General features: G+C 64.9%; 13 protein-coding genes. 10 read left to right on the forward strand and 3 right to left on the reverse strand.

All coding sequences use genetic code 11. The features are described from left to right. Positions 1-305 precede the first annotated feature (305 nt). Positions 306-659, reverse strand: coding sequence for a 6-carboxytetrahydropterin synthase QueD (queD, locus tag J7360_RS19195; RefSeq protein WP_003484074.1), 354 nt, complete (start codon positions 657-659; stop codon positions 306-308). 269 nt (positions 660-928) lie between these two features. On the opposite strand from queD, the gene J7360_RS19200 reads away from it, so the two are divergent. Together J7360_RS19200 and J7360_RS19205 are read left to right on the forward strand one after the other, a co-directional pair. Next, on the forward strand, positions 929-3,550 hold the full coding sequence (locus tag J7360_RS19200; protein ID WP_057662847.1) for a TonB-dependent receptor: 2,622 nt from the start codon (positions 929-931) through the stop codon (positions 3,548-3,550). Between the two features lie 174 nt (positions 3,551-3,724). After that, positions 3,725-6,022, forward strand: coding sequence for a transferrin receptor-like dimerization domain-containing protein (locus J7360_RS19205; RefSeq protein ID WP_057662850.1), 2,298 nt, complete (start codon positions 3,725-3,727; stop codon positions 6,020-6,022). 184 nt (positions 6,023-6,206) lie between these two features. On the opposite strand, the gene J7360_RS19210 is transcribed toward J7360_RS19205, so the two are convergent. Continuing rightward, the gene (locus tag J7360_RS19210) at positions 6,207-7,589 is read right to left on the reverse strand and encodes a DEAD/DEAH box helicase (protein ID WP_003484084.1); all 1,383 of its coding nucleotides are present in this window, start codon (positions 7,587-7,589) and stop codon (positions 6,207-6,209) included. Positions 7,590-7,897: 308 nt separating this feature from the next. Between J7360_RS19210 and J7360_RS19215 the strand changes: the two genes are divergently transcribed. Both J7360_RS19215 and maiA read left to right on the forward strand, forming a co-directional pair. Next, on the forward strand, positions 7,898-8,956 hold the full coding sequence (locus J7360_RS19215; protein ID WP_174232353.1) for a fumarylacetoacetate hydrolase family protein: 1,059 nt from the start codon (positions 7,898-7,900) through the stop codon (positions 8,954-8,956). 31 nt (positions 8,957-8,987) lie between these two features. Beyond that, positions 8,988-9,650, forward strand: coding sequence for a maleylacetoacetate isomerase (maiA, locus tag J7360_RS19220; RefSeq protein WP_022559990.1), 663 nt, complete (start codon positions 8,988-8,990; stop codon positions 9,648-9,650). 364 nt (positions 9,651-10,014) lie between these two features. On the opposite strand, the gene J7360_RS19225 is transcribed toward maiA, so the two are convergent. Further along, positions 10,015-11,148 carry a PilT/PilU family type 4a pilus ATPase gene (locus J7360_RS19225; RefSeq protein WP_209034527.1) on the reverse strand — a complete coding sequence of 378 codons (1,134 nt, stop codon included), beginning with the start codon at positions 11,146-11,148 and terminating at the stop codon, positions 10,015-10,017. 98 nt (positions 11,149-11,246) lie between these two features. On the opposite strand from J7360_RS19225, the gene J7360_RS19230 reads away from it, so the two are divergent. The 6 genes from J7360_RS19230 (at position 11,247) to J7360_RS19255 (ending at position 16,270) form a co-directional block, all read left to right on the forward strand. Continuing rightward, positions 11,247-11,630 carry a DUF4398 domain-containing protein gene (locus J7360_RS19230; protein WP_005914753.1) on the forward strand — a complete coding sequence of 128 codons (384 nt, stop codon included), beginning with the start codon at positions 11,247-11,249 and terminating at the stop codon, positions 11,628-11,630. Further along, positions 11,627-12,517 (forward strand): hypothetical protein, encoded by an 891-nt coding sequence (locus J7360_RS19235; protein WP_057662854.1) that lies wholly within the window; start codon positions 11,627-11,629, stop codon positions 12,515-12,517. Before J7360_RS19230 ends, J7360_RS19235 begins: the two co-directional genes overlap by 4 nt. A 351-nt stretch (positions 12,518-12,868) precedes the next feature. Then, positions 12,869-13,087, forward strand: a complete 219-nt coding sequence (locus J7360_RS19240) for a YdcH family protein (RefSeq protein WP_003484103.1) — start codon at positions 12,869-12,871, stop codon at positions 13,085-13,087. A gap of 238 nt (positions 13,088-13,325) precedes the next feature. Then, complete coding sequence (locus J7360_RS19245; RefSeq protein WP_022559988.1) at positions 13,326-14,696, forward strand: pyridoxal-phosphate dependent enzyme; 1,371 nt, start codon at positions 13,326-13,328, stop codon at positions 14,694-14,696. Between the two features lie 88 nt (positions 14,697-14,784). Continuing rightward, the gene (locus tag J7360_RS19250) at positions 14,785-15,978 is read left to right on the forward strand and encodes a cystathionine gamma-synthase (protein ID WP_057662855.1); all 1,194 of its coding nucleotides are present in this window, start codon (positions 14,785-14,787) and stop codon (positions 15,976-15,978) included. Positions 15,979-16,051: 73 nt separating this feature from the next. Then, on the forward strand, positions 16,052-16,270 hold the full coding sequence (locus J7360_RS19255) for a hypothetical protein (protein WP_244667837.1): 219 nt from the start codon (positions 16,052-16,054) through the stop codon (positions 16,268-16,270). Positions 16,271-16,280: the final 10 nt, after the last annotated feature.

A 16,280-nucleotide genomic window follows, 5' to 3' on the forward strand; every position in this document is an offset into this window, starting at 1 on the left:
TTGATCAGACCTTCCCTAAAGATGGGCGTGAGTGGCAACTATGCGTTTTCGCCGAGGGTGGGTCTGAGCGTTTCAGCCAGTCGCACCGTTGTCAGACGAGATGTCACTCCGGCAGCGACCAATGTGTCGGTCAACTGCAGCGTTGTTTTTTGAAGCTGCGCTCGTCTCCTAGCCGGTGAAGGGTGTTGCAGATCCGCTTATAGGTTGGAAGACCAGGGCACGCTTACAGCAACACGTCAGGCAGCCGTTGAGGTGAAGAAGCCGCCCAAGCGGGCGGCTTCAGGTCACACAAGTGCGCTGCGCGCTCAGCCGCGATAGCGGCAGCCGGAGGTGCAGGTCTCGTGCACCACGATCTCGCTCAGCTGCGGCAGCGCCGGCTTGAGCTGCTGCCAGATCCAGATCGCCAGGCGCTCGCTGGTGGGGTTTTCCAGTCCCTCGATCTCGTTGAGGTAATGGTGGTCCAGGCGGTCGTAGATCGGCTGGAAAGCGGCCTTGATGTCGCCGAAATCCATGATCCAGCCGGTTTCGGCGCCGGGTTCGCCGCTGACATGCAGCTCGACGCGAAACGAATGGCCGTGCAGGCGCGCGCATTTATGCCCAGGGGGCACGTTGGGAAGCCGGTGCGCGGCTTCGAGGGTGAAGACTTTGAAGATATCCATGCGCGACATTGTAAGTGGGCCGGGCCGTATGGAGCCCACGCCACGCGCAACGCTGCAGTACTTTTCGCATTTTCAAGCGATGGCGACCGCTTGCACGCGATAGTTCAGGGCAGCACCGGGCCAGCTCCGATGCGCTGGCAAGCGTCTCCGTGTGTCAGCGTGTGTCACCGTAACGCATATCTGTATGCAGATATGTAATTTTTGTTAGTAAAGCGTACATGGCCCACTGCACGGCCCCCTGTTCATGGATGCCGTGCGTGAAGCGCCCTATGCCTTATCTGCTGTCTGTTGCCGTGTTTTCGGTGCTGATTCCGCTTGCACATGCCGACGAGGCAACACCCGCCACCGGCAAGACCCTGGCCACCGTCAGCGTCACCGGTTCCAACATCAAGCGCAGCGACAGCGAAGGCCCGAACCCGGTGCAGGTGATCGACCGCCAGCAACTGGAGCAGTCCGGCAAGGTCACCGTGGCCGACGCGCTGCGTTCCATCTCGGCCAACACCGGCAACGCCACCAACGAGACCACCAACAACGGCTGGGCGTCGGGCTCGGCGGGCATCGGCCTGCGCGGGCTGTCGCAGAAGAACACGCTGGTCCTGCTCAACGGTCGCCGTCTGGCCAATTACGGCTTTCCCGCCAATGGCCTGGGCGACACCTTCGTCAATCTCAACGCGCTGCCGCTGGTGGCAGTGGAGCGCATCGAAGTGCTCAAGGACGGCGCCTCGGCGGTGTACGGCTCAGACGCGGTGGCTGGCGTGGTCAACATCATCACCCGGCAGGATTTTCAGGGCGCCGAACTGGGCCTCAGCGGCGGTACCTCCGATCAGGGCGGCATGGACACGCAGCGCGCCAAATTCATCGGCGGGATCGGCGACCTGGACAGCGACGGCTACAACATCCTTTTCAGCTTCGACGCCTACAACCGCGACCGTCTCGATCAGGACCAGCGCGCACTGACCCGCTCGGGCATCTATAGCGATCTGCCGGGCGGGCGCTGGAACGGCTGGTCGGCCAAAGGCGCGCGTTACCTGGTCGGCGGCCGCTCGGTGCCGATGCTCGATGCGCAGGGCAACTGCCCCGCCGGTACGGTGCTGACCGCCAGCGCGCCGATCGACGGGCTGGCCGGCGACACCTGCGGCTTCAACCAGGCGCCGTTCACCACGCTGATTCCCTCCACCAAGCGCTATCAGGCCTACACCAACGCCACCTTCCGGCTCAGCGATTCTGTCGAAGCGTTCGGCGAAGCGCTCTACAGCGAGGTCAAGGGCGTGTCGATCTTCGGCTCCAGCCCGTACTTCACCTTGGAAGGCGGCCGCTTTGCGTTGAACGCCAGCACCGGCCTGGCCGAGCCGGTCTCCAACCTGCTGCCGGCTTCCAGCCCCTACAACCCGTACGGCACGGCGGTGCCGATCGAATACACCTTCTTCGACCTGGGCCAGACGGTCAAAACCAATCGCTCGCAGTCCTACCGCTTTCTCGGCGGCGTGCGCGGCACCACCGAACGCTGGGATTGGGAGGCGGCGGCGTTCGCCGCACGCAGCACCGAGCACGAAACCGTGTCCGGCGGTTTTGCCAACCGCTTCACCTTGGCACAGGCGTTGGCCGACGGCAGCTACAACCTGCTTGATCCAGCGGCCACACCGCAGGCGGTGATCGATGGCATCAACCTCGCCACCTTGCGGCCTGCGCAATCGACCTTGCGCGGTGTCGATGCCAAGGTGTCGGGCAATCTGTTCGAGCTGCCAGCCGGCAGCGTCGGATTCGCCGCCGGTGCCGAGTGGCGGCAGGAAGAACTGGTGTCGCGTAATCCGCTGCAGATCGATCAGGGCCTGCAGATCCGCCCGGCAATTGCTGCGGTGGACGGCGAGCGCAAGGTGTCGGCGCTGTATGCCGAAGTCAACGTACCGCTGCTGCCATCGCTGGAGCTGCAACTGGCCGGGCGTGGCGATCACTACAGCGATTTCGGCGATGCATTTTCGCCCAAGGCCAGCTTGCGCTGGCAACCGCTCGATGCAGTGCTGGTGCGCGCGGCGGCCTCGCGCGGTTTTCGTGCGCCGTCGCTGTCGGAGAATGCGGCCAGCACCAATATTTCCTACGGATCGGTGGTGGATCCCTACGATCCGGATGTGCCGGGCTCGCGCCAGAACCCGACCTTTTTCACTGTCGGCAACACCGCGCTCGACCCCGAGCGCACCCGCAGCTACAACCTGGGCGTGGTGTTGTCGCCATGGGCAGAGACCAGCCTGAGCGTGGACTGGTACAAGATCGAACTGGACAACCTGATCGGCACCGGCAACAACGCCACCATCGTGCAGAACAATCATCCGGCCGATGTCGTGCGCAACGAGCGCGGCACCCTGGTGGCGGTGTACAACCGCTATCAGAATCTCAGCGAGCTCAGCACCTCCGGCATCGATGTCGAATTGCGCCAGCGTTGGCGCACCGAGGCGGCCGGCAACTTCGGGCTCAACACGGCCTACACGCATGTCCGCGATTACCGTCGCCCCACCGTGGTCGGTGGCCCGCTGCAGGATTACGCCGGCAGCAATCTCGGCCCGTCGCTGCCCCGCAACAAGGCCACCACCACGTTGGACTGGAATCTGGGCAGCATCAGTGCCGCGTTGACCTGGTACTACACCGGCGGCTACGACCAGAAGGCCAGCGCGGCAGCGAGCGCCGTGCAGTCGCGCGTGGGCGACTACAACCAGTTCGACCTGTATCTGGGCTACACCGGCATCGACGCGCTCACGCTGTACGCCAAGATCGAGAATCTGGCCGACAAGCAGCCGCCGGTCGATGCATCCTTTCCGGGGATTCGCGCGCCTTACGACTTCACCCAATACGACTTGCGCGGGCGCTATTTCACGGTGGGGGTGGATTACCGGTTCTGATTCGCGCACGTAGCGCCGATGCGGGCGATGGCGCGTTGCCGGTAACGCCGCCATCGCGCCATCGCCCGCTGCACCGTCAGGTTCGCGACTTTGGCCATGCGATGGTGGCCTGCCTGCCATCGCTTTGAACGACTAACCGCGCTTGGCCCCAAACACGTTCTTCAAGGACTCACGATGACTTCTTCGCAGCATGCCTGGCTGATCGCCATGGCCCTGATCACACCTTCTCTTGCAGCACAACCGGCTGCACAACCTGCAACGCAAGCGGCCGCGCTGCCCGGTTACGACGCCGCGGCCGCCCAGGCGCAACGCGCGCTGGAGGCACGCTTCGACGACGGGCTGAAGGACGCCGATTATCGTGGCTGGTTGAAGCAATGGTCGTCGGCGCCCAATCAGGTGGGCGCGCCGCACAACCTGGAAAACGCCCGCTATCTGCAAACGCGCCTGCGCGACTACGGCTGGGATGCGCGGATCGAAACCTTCGAGGTGCTGTGGCCGTCGCCCAGGAGCTCGCAGCTGGAATTGCTTGGCCCCAAGCCCTATGTCGCACGCTTGAAAGAGCCGCCCCTGGCAGGCGACAACACCTCCACGCAGACCGAACACGTGCTGCCGCCGTACGTGATCTATGGCGGCAACGGCGATGTCACCGGCGACCTGGTGTACGTCAACTACGGCATTGCCGAAGACTACGAAGCGCTGGCGCGCAACGGCGTGGATGTGCGCGGCAAGATCGTCATTGCGCGCTACGGCAAGGGTTGGCGCGGGCTCAAGCCGCGGCTGGCGCAGGAGCATGGCGCGATCGGAGCGATCATCTATTCCGATCCGCGCGATGACGGCTATTTTCAGGATCAGGCCTATCCCTATGGACCGGCGCGCAATCAGTGGAGCGTGCAACGCGGCTCGGTTGCCAACTTCGCCATCTACCCAGGCGATCCGCTGACGCCGGGCGTGGGCGCAAGCAAGGGCGCCAAGCGCCTGAAGATCGAACAGGCCGGCAGCGTGTTGAAGATCCCGACCCTGCCGATCAGCTGGGGCGACGCACAGCCGCTGCTGGCCGCGTTGGGCGGCCCGGTAGCACCGGAAGACTGGCGCGGCGCATTGCCGATCACCTACCGCATCGGCGGCGATGCAACCGCACGCGTGCATCTGAAGGTGGATGCCGACTGGGGCAGCCAGACCATCTACAACGTCATCGCCACCTTGCGCGGCAGCGAATATCCAGACCAATGGGTCGTGCGCGGCAATCACCGCGACGGCTGGGTGTTCGGTGCGGCCGACCCGCTATCGGGCACCACCGCGCTGCTGGCCGAAGCCAAGGCGATTGGCGAGCTGGCCAAACAGGGTCAGCGTCCCAAGCGCACGCTGGTGTACGCCAGCTGGGATGGCGAAGAAGCCGGCCTGCTCGGCTCCACCGAATGGGCCGAGCAACACGCCGACGAGCTGCGACGCAAAGCGGTGCTGTATGTCAACACCGACGGCAATGGACGCGGCTTTCTCAACGCCGGCGGCAGTCACGCGTTGCAACGCCTGGTCAATAGCGTGGCGGCCGACGTGCAGGACCCGGACAGCGGCGTAAGCGTGCTCGAACGTCAGCGCGCGCGTGCGCGCATCGACGCACTGGCACCCGCCGCCAAGCCGGCGCAGAAGGACATCGCAAAAACCGCTGCGGCCGGCGGCGACATTCCGCTCAAGGCGCTCGGTTCGGGCAGCGACTACAGCCCTTTTCTGCAGCATCTGGGACTGGCCACGCTGGATCTGGGCTACGGCGGGCAGGGCGGAGGCAGTGGTGTCTATCACTCGCTGTACGACTCCTACGATTATTTCGCACGCTTCATCGATCCGCAGTTCGCCTATCTGCCGTTGTTGTCGCAAACCGTGGGTCGTACGGTCCTGCGCGTCGCCAACGCACCGGTGTTGCCGCAGCGTTTCGGCGACTTCGCCGATGCGGTGGCCGGTTATGCGCAGGAGCTCAAACAACAGGCAGACAGCGACCGCACTGCGGCGCGCACGCAGGCCGAGTTGCTGCAGGCCGGCGCCTACGCGGCGGTGGATAACCCGAACCGGCCGCAGCGTGCGCCCGAGCCGAAAGCGGCGGTGCCGCAGATCGATTTCGCTGCACTGGATCAGGCGATCACGCGCCTGCAGGGCAGTGCCAAGCGTTACGACACCGCACTGGCCGCACGCGGCGGCAAACTGGATGCGCACGTACGCAGCAAGCTCAACGCCTCGCTGCAGCGCATCGATCAAACCCTGCTGGCCGAGGCTGGTCTGCCGGGCCGGCCGTGGTACCGCAATCTGATCTACGCCCCCGGTCTGGCCACCGGCTACGAGGTCAAGACCTTGCCCGGTATCCGCGAAGCGCTGGAAGACCGCCGATGGGAGGACCTGAGCCGGTACATCGTGCAGACCGCCGCAGTGCTGGACCGCTACCGCGAGGCGATCGATCGCAATACTGCGCTGATCGAAGGCTAACCTGGCGCAGCACGGCACGACTGGCAGCGATGACGCCACGGCCGCCAGGCGTGGAGGATGCGTGTTGTACGCGACCGGGTTCGCCACAGCGCAGTTGCTGCGGTGTGCCCACGAAAAAGCCGCCCCGAAGGGCGGCTTTTCAGTTCAATGCCAACCTGGCGCCGGATGTGCCGGCGCGCAGGATTCAGCGCGTACCGCTCGGACGCTGACCACCACGACCACCATCGCGCCGGCCTGCACCCGCGCCAGTGTTGGCCTGACGCGGCCCGTTGCTGCGCTGGCCACCGGGCTTCTTCGGGCCGGCATGCGCGTGCGCCTGACGCGGTGCATCGCCGTGCGGACGACGGGCGTGGCTCTTGCGCGGCGCGCGATCGCCACCCGGCTGCTCGGCACGACCCGGCGCGCTGTTGCCCCAGCGGATCGGGGTCTGCGGCTCGTAGCCCGGCACGTCGCGGATTTCCACATCGCGGCCCAGCATGCGCACGATCTGGCGCAGCAGCTTGGCTTCGTCCTGCGCCACCAGCGAAATCGCCTCGCCGGTTGAGCCGTTACGGCCGGTGCGGCCGATGCGGTGCACGTAGTCCTCGGCCACCATCGGCAGATCGTAGTTGATGACCTTCGGCAGCTGATCGATATCGATACCGCGCGCGGCGATATCGGTGGCCACCAGCACGGTCACGCGGCCGGCCTTGAAGTCGCTCAGCGCACGCATGCGCTGACCCTGGCTCTTGTTGCCGTGGATCGCCGCGGTCTTGATGCCGGACTTCTCCAGGAACAGCGCCAGCTTGTCGCTGCCGTGCTTGGTACGGGCGAAGACCAGGGTCTGCTCGCGGCTGTCCTGCGCCAGCAGGTGCAGCAGCAGGTCGCGCTTGCGCGCGCCGTCGACCGGGTGCACGCGGTGGGTGATGCTCTCGGCCACGGTATTGCTCGGGGTGACCTGGATCTGCATCGGGTTGCGCATGAACTCCAGCGCCAGCTGCTTGATGTTCTCTTCGAAGGTCGCCGAGAACAGCAGCGTTTGACGATCCTGGCGCGGCAACTTGGTCAGGATGCGCTTGATGGAGGGCAAGAAGCCCATGTCGAGCATGCGGTCGGCTTCGTCCAGGATCAGCACTTCGATGCCGGACAGGTCCACGCTGCGACGTTCGATATGGTCGATCAGGCGGCCCGGGCAGGCGATCAGCAGGTCCACGCCACGACGCAGCGCATCGAGCTGGTTGCCCATGCCCACGCCGCCATAGATCACCGCGCTGGGAATGCGCAGGTACTTGCTGTAGCCGCGCAGGCTGTCGTGCACCTGGGTGGCCAGTTCGCGGGTGGGGGTCAGGATCAGCGCGCGCGGCTTGCGCGGGCCGTTGACGGTCTGCGGCGCGGTGCCCAGGTGTTGCAGCAGCGGCAGGCCGAAGGCAGCGGTCTTGCCGGTGCCGGTCTGCGCGCCGGCCAGCAGGTCGTGACCGGCCAGGACCAACGGGATCGCCTGCTGCTGGATCGGGGTGGGGGTTTCGTAGCCCTGCTCGGCCAACGCGCGCAGCAGGAAGGGCGCAAGGCCCAGGGATTCAAAAGACATCAGGAAGCTCCAAGTAAAGCGTCGCCGCCAAGCCAAGCCCGGAGCGCAAACGCATTGCAGATGCAAGAAAGTGAGGCTCGGAGCGTTCCCGTGAACCGCGCTGCGAGATGGTGGATCAACCCGATCAAGAAACGATGGGTTTGTCGGCACCACGAAAGGCGTCGGGTGGGGCGGGCGAGCGGATCGATCGATCCTGGCCTCGCCGGCTGTCCCTAAGGGAAACGGACGGCCGCATGCAGACCCGGCAAGTGTACTCGCGTTTGGCGCGCTGCACAAAACCGCGGTTTCGCGGTTGTGGTCACGGTCAGTTGTTTCAGTTGCAACCACTGTTGCGGCAGGCCGTACAATCGTCCGATCAGCCACAGCACAGGATGGTCATGAAGCTAGGTTCCCTGAAGGAAGGTGGTCGCGACGGCTGCCTGGTCGTGGTCGCGCGCGACCTGCGCACCGCCGTGCGCGCCACCGGCATCGCGCCCACCCTGCAGCGCGCGCTGGAGGACTGGAGCAATGTGGCGCCGCGCCTGAATGCCTTGTCGGCCTCGCTCAACGACGGCAGCGCCGATGGTGTGTTCGATCTGGATGTGCAGGCCTTGGCCGCCCCGTTGCCGCGCGCCTACGAGTTCGTCGACGGCAGCGCCTACCTGCCCCATGTGGAGCGGGTGCGCCGCGCGCGCAATGCCGAAGTGCCGGAAAGCTTCTACACCGACCCGCTGATGTACCAGGCCACCAGCGCCGGCTTCTACGGCCCGCGCGATGCCATCAAGGTGATCAGCGAGGACTACGGCATCGACCTGGAAGCGGAGATTGTGGTCGTCACCGACGATGTGCCGATGGGCGCTTCGCCCGAGCAGGCAGCTGCGCACATCCAGTTGGTCGGGCTGGTCAACGATGTCTCGCTGCGCAACCTGATTCCGGCCGAGCTCGCCAAGGGCTTTGGGTTCGTGCAATCCAAGCCGCGTTCGGCGCTGTCGCCGGTGTTCGTCACACCCGACGAGCTGGACGATGCCTGGCGCGACAGCAAGCTGCATCTGCCGCTGGTGACGCACGTCAACGGTGCCTGGTTCGGCGCTCCCGAAGCCGGCAACGACATGCAGTTCGACTTCGCCCAGTTGATCGCCCACGCCGCCAAGACCCGTCCGCTGTCGGCCGGCACGATTGTGGGCTCGGGCACCATCGCCAATCAGGACACCACCCTGGGCGCCTCGTGTTTTGCCGAACAACGTGTGGTGGAGACCCTGCGCGATGGCAAGCCGAGCTCGCCGTTCATGGCCTTCGGCGACGTGGTGCGGATCGAGATGTTCGATGCCGGCGGCGCCAGCATCTTCGGCGCGATCGAGCAGCGCGTCGAGCGGCAGCCGCTGCCATGACCTGGGGCGTAGCGACGGCGGGCGGTCGCATATGAGCGCGGCCCTGGAACTGTTTTCGTACTGGCGCTCGAGCGCGGCCTATCGCGTGCGCATCGGTCTGGGGCTGAAGGCGCTGGACTACATCGCTCACCCGGTGCATCTGGTGCGTGACGGGGGCGAGCAGCACGCGCCTGCCTATGCGCAACTCAATCCGCAGGAACTGGTGCCGACGTTGCGGCATGGCGCTGTGGTGATCGCGCAGTCGCTGGCGATTCTGGAGTATCTGGAAGAGGCATTTGCGGACACCACGGCGTTGCTGCCGCGCGCGCCTGAAGAACGCGCCCGGGTGCGCGCACTGGCGCAGCTCATCGCCTGCGATGTGCACCCGCTCAACAACCTGCGCGTCCTGCAGGCGCTGGAGCGCGAGTTCGCGCTGGAGGGCGCACAACGCCAGCAGTGGACACGGCTCTGGATGGCGCGTGGCTTTACGGCACTGGAAACGCAGCTGGCGCGTGATGCGCAGACCGGGCGCTTCTGCCACGGCGATGTACCGGGCCTGGCCGATTGCGTGCTGATTCCGCAGCTCTACAACGCGCACCGTTTCGAGGTGGATCTGGTGCCATATCCGACCCTGCGGCGCATCGAGCAGGCCTGCCTGCAGTTGCCGGCCTTCGATGCGGCGCGCCCGGAGATGCAGGCCGACGCGGTGGCCTGAGGGAAGGCTGTCACAGCCCTCATCCGCCCTTCGGGCACCTTCTCCCGTCACACGGGAGAAGGGCAGGCGGGCACCCATCCGGTTCGGGCTGTCGGCACCACGCCAGGCCGACGTCGGAACGTATGTTCGAAGGCTTCGAAACCGACACCCAAAAGCACTACGCGGCCGCCCATCTTTCCCTTCTCCCGCACACGGGAGGCCGCCCATCTTTCCCTTCTCCCGCAGGCGGGAGAAGGTGGCGCGCAGCGCCGGATGAGGGCGCTGGTCGCATCGGCATCGCGAACGAGGGGCGCGTCGCAGAGTCGCCCTGAAAGGGCCAGCAGCCCCGGCGCCGCGAGATCGCCGCTCGTTGCCGCCGAACCGATTAAATGAACCCGTGACTGATCTTCGGTGCCGCGGCCGCTTCGTAGTCCGCGTATGGGTCGTGCTCGCCGGAGCCGCCTTCGGAAAGGCGGAACTTCAGGGCCAGGCCGTCGCGCGAGTCGGCAGCGCGCAGCGCTTCTTCCTGCTCGATTTCGCCCGACTTCACCATCCGGAACAGGCATTGGTCGAAGGTCTGCATGCCTTCTTCCAGCGACTCTTCCATCGCCTGCTTGACCTCGTGCACCTGACCGCGGCGTAGCAGGTCGCGGATCATCGGCGTGTTGAGCAGCACTTCGGTGGCCGGTCGACGACGGCCGTCCACGCCCTTGACCAAACGCTGGGAGATGACCGCGCGCAGGTTCAGCGCCAGGTTCATCAACACGTTCTTGTGCGCGCTCTCCGGGAAGAAATTGAGGATGCGCTCGATGGTCTGGTCGGCATTGTTGGAGTGCAGCGTGGCCAGGCACAGGTGGCCGGTTTCGGCAAAGGCGATCGCCGCCTCCATGGTTTCGGCGTCCAGGATCTCGCCGATCAGAATCACGTCCGGCGCCTCGCGCATGGCGTTCTTCAGCGCGTTCTGGAAGGCGTGGGTGTCCAGGCCCACCTCGCGCTGGTTCACGATCGACATCTTGTGCTTGTGCAGATATTCGATCGGGTCCTCGATGGTGAGGATGTGCCCGGTGGTGGTGCTGTTGCGGTGGTCGATCATCGACGCCAGCGAGGTCGACTTGCCCGAGCCGGTCGAACCCACCACCAGCACCAGCCCGCGCGGGGTCATGATGACGTCCTTGAGCACCTGCGGCAGATTGAGCTCTTCGATGCTGGGAATCCGGCTGCGAATGGCGCGAATCACCATGCCCACCTCGCCGCGCTGCTTGAACACGTTCACGCGGAAGCGGCCAGCGTCCGGCAGCGCAATGGCCATGTTGAGCTCGAGCTCGCGCTCGAACTGCGGCACCTGGCCTTCGTCCATCAACGAGTAAGCGATTTTCTTGACCATCCCCGGCGGCAACCCCGTATTGCCGAGCGGGTAAAGCTTGCCTTCGATCTTGATGTACACCGGCGCGCCGGTGGTCAAGAACATGTCCGAGGCATTCTTTTCGGTCATCAGCTTCAGGAAGTAGCCGATATCCATGCGCAATGGTTCCCCAACAAACAGCAGCGTCTCGTTGCAAGTCCGCCGCAGGCTTCCGACAATGGCCGTGCTCGAGACTTCTCGCTACGGCTCCCCTAATGACGGCTAGCTTCGCATACTTGCGGCGATCCCTGTATGGCATCGCCTGTTTCATGGTTCTTTCCTCTCCGGCTGCCGCCCAGGTGGCACCGGAGCTCACCGCCGCCGAACAGGCCGTGCAACGCGCCACCCAGGCCGATGCCGACCAATACGCCCCGGATCTGGTCAACCTGGCGCGCCAGGAATTGATGCAGGCCCAGCAGGCGCAACTGGACAAACGCCAGCGCAAGCAGGTGCCCCAGATCGCCTTGCGCGCAGCCGCCGACGCCGACCTGGCCAAGGCCCGCAGCGAAGAAGCGGTGGTCACCGCGCAACTGGAACAGCGCAGGAAGGAAGTGGCGCAGTTGCAGAACACCCTCAATACCGGGGAGGGCGGCCGATGACACTGCGCCCCTTGCTGTATTTCGGTGTGTTGAGCCTGGTCACGTTGCCGCCGCTGGCGATGGCGGCCAAGGACGACCCGCAGGCCGACGCGCTCAACCGGCGCCTGGCCGCGCTACAGAACGACCCGCAGACCAATGATCTGGCGCGCTTTGAGCGGCTGCAGGCACAGCAAAGCGTGGCTGCGCTGGCCGAAGCCAAGCGGCGCGACCGCGACGAGCTGGTGTTTCTGGCCGACCGCCGGGTCGAAATCGCCGAACTCACCGCCCGTACCGCGCTGGCGCGGCGCGAGCTGGACCGCCTGGAAGGCACGCGCAACGACTTGCTGATCGAAGCCAGCCGCCGCGACGCGGCACGGGCGCGCCAGGAAGCCGAACGCTTGCGCGTACAGGCGCAGATCCAGACCGAGGCTGCCGAGCAGGCACGCCAGGCCGCCGAACAGGAAGCGCTCGCCCGCCAGGACGCCGAGCTGGCGTTGACCAGCGTGGCCGGCAAGCAGACCGCCAAGCTCAACGCGGCCCAGCAGAAGGCGGTGCAGCTGGCGCATGAGGAGGCCGAGCTGGTGGCCGGGGCCAAGCTGCCGGCGGCCAAGTTCGACAGCCGCGGCGAAGTGTTTTCCCTGGGCAGTGGCGCCTTCGGTGGCAAGGCGGCGTTGTCCGGGGATGCCGCCGGGCAGGCCAAGGCATTGGCCGAATATCTGAACATCGGCAAGAAGGGTCGGGTCAGCATCGTCGGCTTCGACACCGATGCAGCCATTGCCAGGAAGCGTGCCGAAGCGGTGCGCGATGCCTTGGTGGCAGGCGGAGTGTCGGCTTCGCGGTTGCAGGTCAGCGGCACCAAGGGCGCGGCCAGTAAGGCCCGCGCGGCCGAGGTCGTTGTCGCGCCCTGATGTCGATTGTTGCAAGTGATTGGAAGTTAAGGTCTTTTAACCCGGGCATGACGCCTGGTTGAACCGCGGTCACTGATTGAGGCAGGGAACGGCAAATGCGGCCGTTTCGGTCTTGAACCCCCTCCGCGACCGGCGTAGGGTCGTACCTCCGGGTAGCAACTTCGCCGCCCGGGAAGTACGGAGGGCCGGGTCAGTGATGCAGAGGCACGCAACGAGACAAGAGGGTGGAGTGGTTGTCGGTGGTTCCGCCCGTGTGTCGGCCTTTGCAACGCGTTGGTCTTCCATCCCCAAGCTGCGCCCCGTGCCTTCGCTGGCCGGGGCGTTCTTGTTTTAAGTGAAGGAGGTAACGCCATGTTCGAAGGGCAACCGCAGACCGAAATCGACGCATTGATGAAGTCCGATCCCCAGTTCAAGCAGCTCTACCAACGCCACAAGCTATTGAACAAGAAATGCATGGATGCCGAACTCGGGGTGCTCCCGATCGACGACGTGACCTTGGGCCAGATGAAGCGCGAGAAGTTGCAGGCCAAAGAAAAGCTCACCCGCATGTACGACCAGCTCACCCACTGATCCTTCCCCACCGTTAGAACAAGTTCACCGTCGCGGGCGGTGGCGGCCTCCTCGTCGGCTTGCCACCGTCCGCGTCTTTATGTGTAGCGCTAGGTCTCCTGGCGAAGAGCGCATCGGTGGCCGGTTGAGCCTGTTTGTTCATCGGCCTGCGCAATCGGTTCAATGCTGAATGAGCATTCCCCGGCGGTTCGTCGGATAATGACCGGTCTAGCCCGCGTGGCGCAGCGACGATACTCCGATGGCGATTCATTCCTCCGTACTCGAACTGATTGGCAACACGCCGATCGTCAAGGCCCAGCGCCTGGACACCGGCGTCTGCGAGCTGTTCCTCAAGCTGGAGGCGAATAATCCGGGCGGATCGATCAAGGACCGCATCGGTCTGTCGATGATCGAGGCGGCCGAGCGGCGCGGCGATCTCAAGCCCGGCGCTACCCTGGTGGAGGGCACTGCCGGCAACACCGGTCTGGGCTTGGCCCTGGTGGCGCAGCAGAAGGGCTACCAGTTGATCCTGGTGGTGCCGGACAAGATGAGTCGCGAGAAGATCTTCAATCTCAAGGCCATGGGCGCCAACGTGGTGCTGACCCGCTCGGATGTGGCCAAGGGCCATCCCGAGTACTACCAGGACTTGGCTGCCAGGATCGCAGCCGAGACCCCTGGCGCCTACTTCATCAACCAGTTCGGCAACCCGGACAACCCGGCCGCGCACGAATTCGGCACCGGCCCGGAAATCCTGGCGCAGATGGACGGCCGGCTGGACGCCATCGTGTTCGGCTGCGGCAGCTCCGGCACCATGACCGGCCTGTCGCGCGCCTTCGCCAGTGCCTCGCCGCACACCGAACTGGTATTGGCCGACCCGGTCGGTTCGATCCTGACCCAGTACATCGAAGAAGGCACGGTCAGCGAGAAGTCCGGCAGCTGGTTGGTCGAAGGCATCGGCGAGGATTTCCTCCCGGATATCTCCGACTTTTCGCGGGTCAAGAAGGCCTATTCCATCAGCGACGCGGAAAGCTTCCATACCGCGCGCGAGCTGCTGGCCAAGGAGGGCATCCTCGGCGGCTCGTCCACCGGCACCCTGCTGGCCGCTGCGCTGAAGTATTGCCGCGAACAAACCACGCCCAAGCGCGTGCTGGTGTTCGTCTGCGATACCGGCAACAAGTATCTGTCCAAGATGTACAACGACTACTGGATGCTCGACAACGGCTTCCTGGAGCGCCCGCAACACGGCGATCTGCGCGACCTGATCCTGCGCCCGTACAACAAGCGCGACACCGTGGTGGTGGGCCCGAAGGATCTGCTGACCACCGCCTACCAGCGCATGAAGTTGTACGACGTGTCGCAGTTGCCGGTGATCGACGACGGCGAACTGGTGGGCATCGTGGACGAAAGCGACGTGCTGCTGCATGTCTATGGCGACGAAGCCCGCTTCCGCGACCCGATTTCCACGGCCATGGTCAGCAAGCTGGATCGTCTGGACGTGGCTTCGCCGATCGAAGCGCTGCTGCCGGTGTTCGACCGTGGCCAGGTCGCCATTGTCATGGACGGCACGCAATTCCTTGGCCTCATCACCCGCATCGACCTGCTCAACTATCTGCGCCGCCGCGTGCAGTGACCCCGCTCCGCCGCGCGCTCGGATGAGACGCGCGGCACGGGCCATTCAGACCTGCTTGTTACAATCGCCCACTTTTTCGGGAACCTCCATGTCCAATCGCACCACTCATAGCCATGACGGCGAGCGCGCGCTGTCGCTCGCAACGCTGGCGATCCATGGAGGGCAGTCGCCAGATCCGAGCACCGGCGCGGTGATGCCGCCGATCTATGCGACGTCCACCTATGCGCAGTCCGGCCCCGGCGAGCACCAGGGTTTCGAATACTCCCGCACGCATAACCCCACGCGTTTTGCCTACGAGCGTTGTGTTGCTGCGTTGGAAGGCGGTACGCGCGCATTTGCGTTCGCCTCCGGCATGGCTGCCACCTCGACGGTGATGGAGTTGCTGGATGCCGACAGCCACGTGGTGGCGATGGACGACCTGTACGGCGGCACCTTTCGCTTGTTCGAGCGCGTGCGTCGCCGCACTGCCGGTCTGGATTTCAGCTTCGTCGACCTGACCGACCCGGCTGCGTTCGAGGCGGCGATTCGCCCCGATACCAAGATGGTGTGGATCGAGACCCCGACCAACCCGATGCTCAAGCTGGTCGATATCGCTGCCATTGCCGAGATCGCGCGCAAGCGTGGCCTGCTGATCGTGGTCGACAACACCTTTGCCTCCCCGATGCTGCAGCGCCCGCTCAGCCTGGGTGTGGACATCGTCGTGCACTCGGCCACCAAGTATCTCAACGGCCACTCGGACATGGTGGGCGGTATCGCGGTCGTTGGCGACAACGCCGAGCTCGCCGAGCAGATGGCGTTCCTGCAGAACTCCATCGGCGGGGTCCAGGGCCCGTTCGACAGCTTTCTCGCCTTGCGCGGCCTCAAAACCCTCCCGCTGCGCATGCGTGCGCACTGCGAAAACGCTCTGGTGCTTGCGCAATGGCTGGAAACCCACCCTGCGATCGAAAAGGTCATTTATCCTGGCCTTGCCTCGCACCCGCAACATGCGCTCGCGAAAAGCCAGATGTCCGGCTTCGGCGGCATCGTCTCCATCGTCCTCAAGGGCGGCTTCGACGCAGCCAAGCGTTTCTGCGAGAAGACCGAATTGTTCACCCTGGCCGAATCGCTCGGCGGCGTGGAAAGCCTGGTCAACCATCCCGCCGTCATGACCCACGCCTCCATTCCCGTGGCCCGCCGCGAGCAGCTCGGCATCAGCGATGCGCTGGTGCGGTTGAGCGTGGGAATTGAGGATGTGGGGGATTTGTGGGCGGATTTGGAGCGGGCGCTTGCATCCGGATACTGACGGCGTAAGCCGACCCGGTCGTATTCGCGCTTGGGTTACCGCCTGTATGCGCTACGTTCTACTGCGCCCGTACTTGAAGAAGCTGGTCATGCGTGGTCTTTCGTTAACGCCGGGTTTGCTTCTGGCAATCAAGCGCTTTGGCGTACGCATCGGACTGGCGCAGTCGATGGGGCCTGGTCATATAACCATCAATGGGCGCCGTCGTGGTTCCTGGCAATCCGACATGCTGTCGGCGCGAGGTGCCCGTATCCATGAACAGTTGTGCAAGGCCATCGTCAAACGTGGAGGTTGAATCTTGCGCA

The sequence above is a fragment of the Xanthomonas sp. D-99 genome (assembly GCF_017746145.1).
Taxonomy (GTDB): domain Bacteria; phylum Pseudomonadota; class Gammaproteobacteria; order Xanthomonadales; family Xanthomonadaceae; genus Xanthomonas; species Xanthomonas cissicola.

Bases quoted from the DNA above. Each gene is read 5' to 3' on its own strand.
- maiA (WP_022559990.1), top strand. From the start codon at position 8,988: ATGAGCGCGGCCCTGGAACTGTTTTCGTACTGGCGCTCGAGCGCGGCC.
- J7360_RS19235 (WP_057662854.1), top strand. From the start codon at position 11,627: ATGACACTGCGCCCCTTGCTGTATTTCGGTGTGTTGAGCCTGGTCACG.
- J7360_RS19250 (WP_057662855.1), top strand. From the start codon at position 14,785: ATGTCCAATCGCACCACTCATAGCCATGACGGCGAGCGCGCGCTGTCG.
- J7360_RS19200 (WP_057662847.1), top strand. From the start codon at position 929: ATGCCTTATCTGCTGTCTGTTGCCGTGTTTTCGGTGCTGATTCCGCTT.
- J7360_RS19225 (WP_209034527.1), bottom strand. From the start codon at position 11,148: ATGGATATCGGCTACTTCCTGAAGCTGATGACCGAAAAGAATGCCTCG.
- J7360_RS19240 (WP_003484103.1), top strand. From the start codon at position 12,869: ATGTTCGAAGGGCAACCGCAGACCGAAATCGACGCATTGATGAAGTCC.
- queD (WP_003484074.1), bottom strand. From the start codon at position 659: ATGGATATCTTCAAAGTCTTCACCCTCGAAGCCGCGCACCGGCTTCCC.
- J7360_RS19245 (WP_022559988.1), top strand. From the start codon at position 13,326: ATGGCGATTCATTCCTCCGTACTCGAACTGATTGGCAACACGCCGATC.
- J7360_RS19230 (WP_005914753.1), top strand. From the start codon at position 11,247: ATGACGGCTAGCTTCGCATACTTGCGGCGATCCCTGTATGGCATCGCC.
- J7360_RS19205 (WP_057662850.1), top strand. From the start codon at position 3,725: ATGACTTCTTCGCAGCATGCCTGGCTGATCGCCATGGCCCTGATCACA.
- J7360_RS19210 (WP_003484084.1), bottom strand. From the start codon at position 7,589: ATGTCTTTTGAATCCCTGGGCCTTGCGCCCTTCCTGCTGCGCGCGTTG.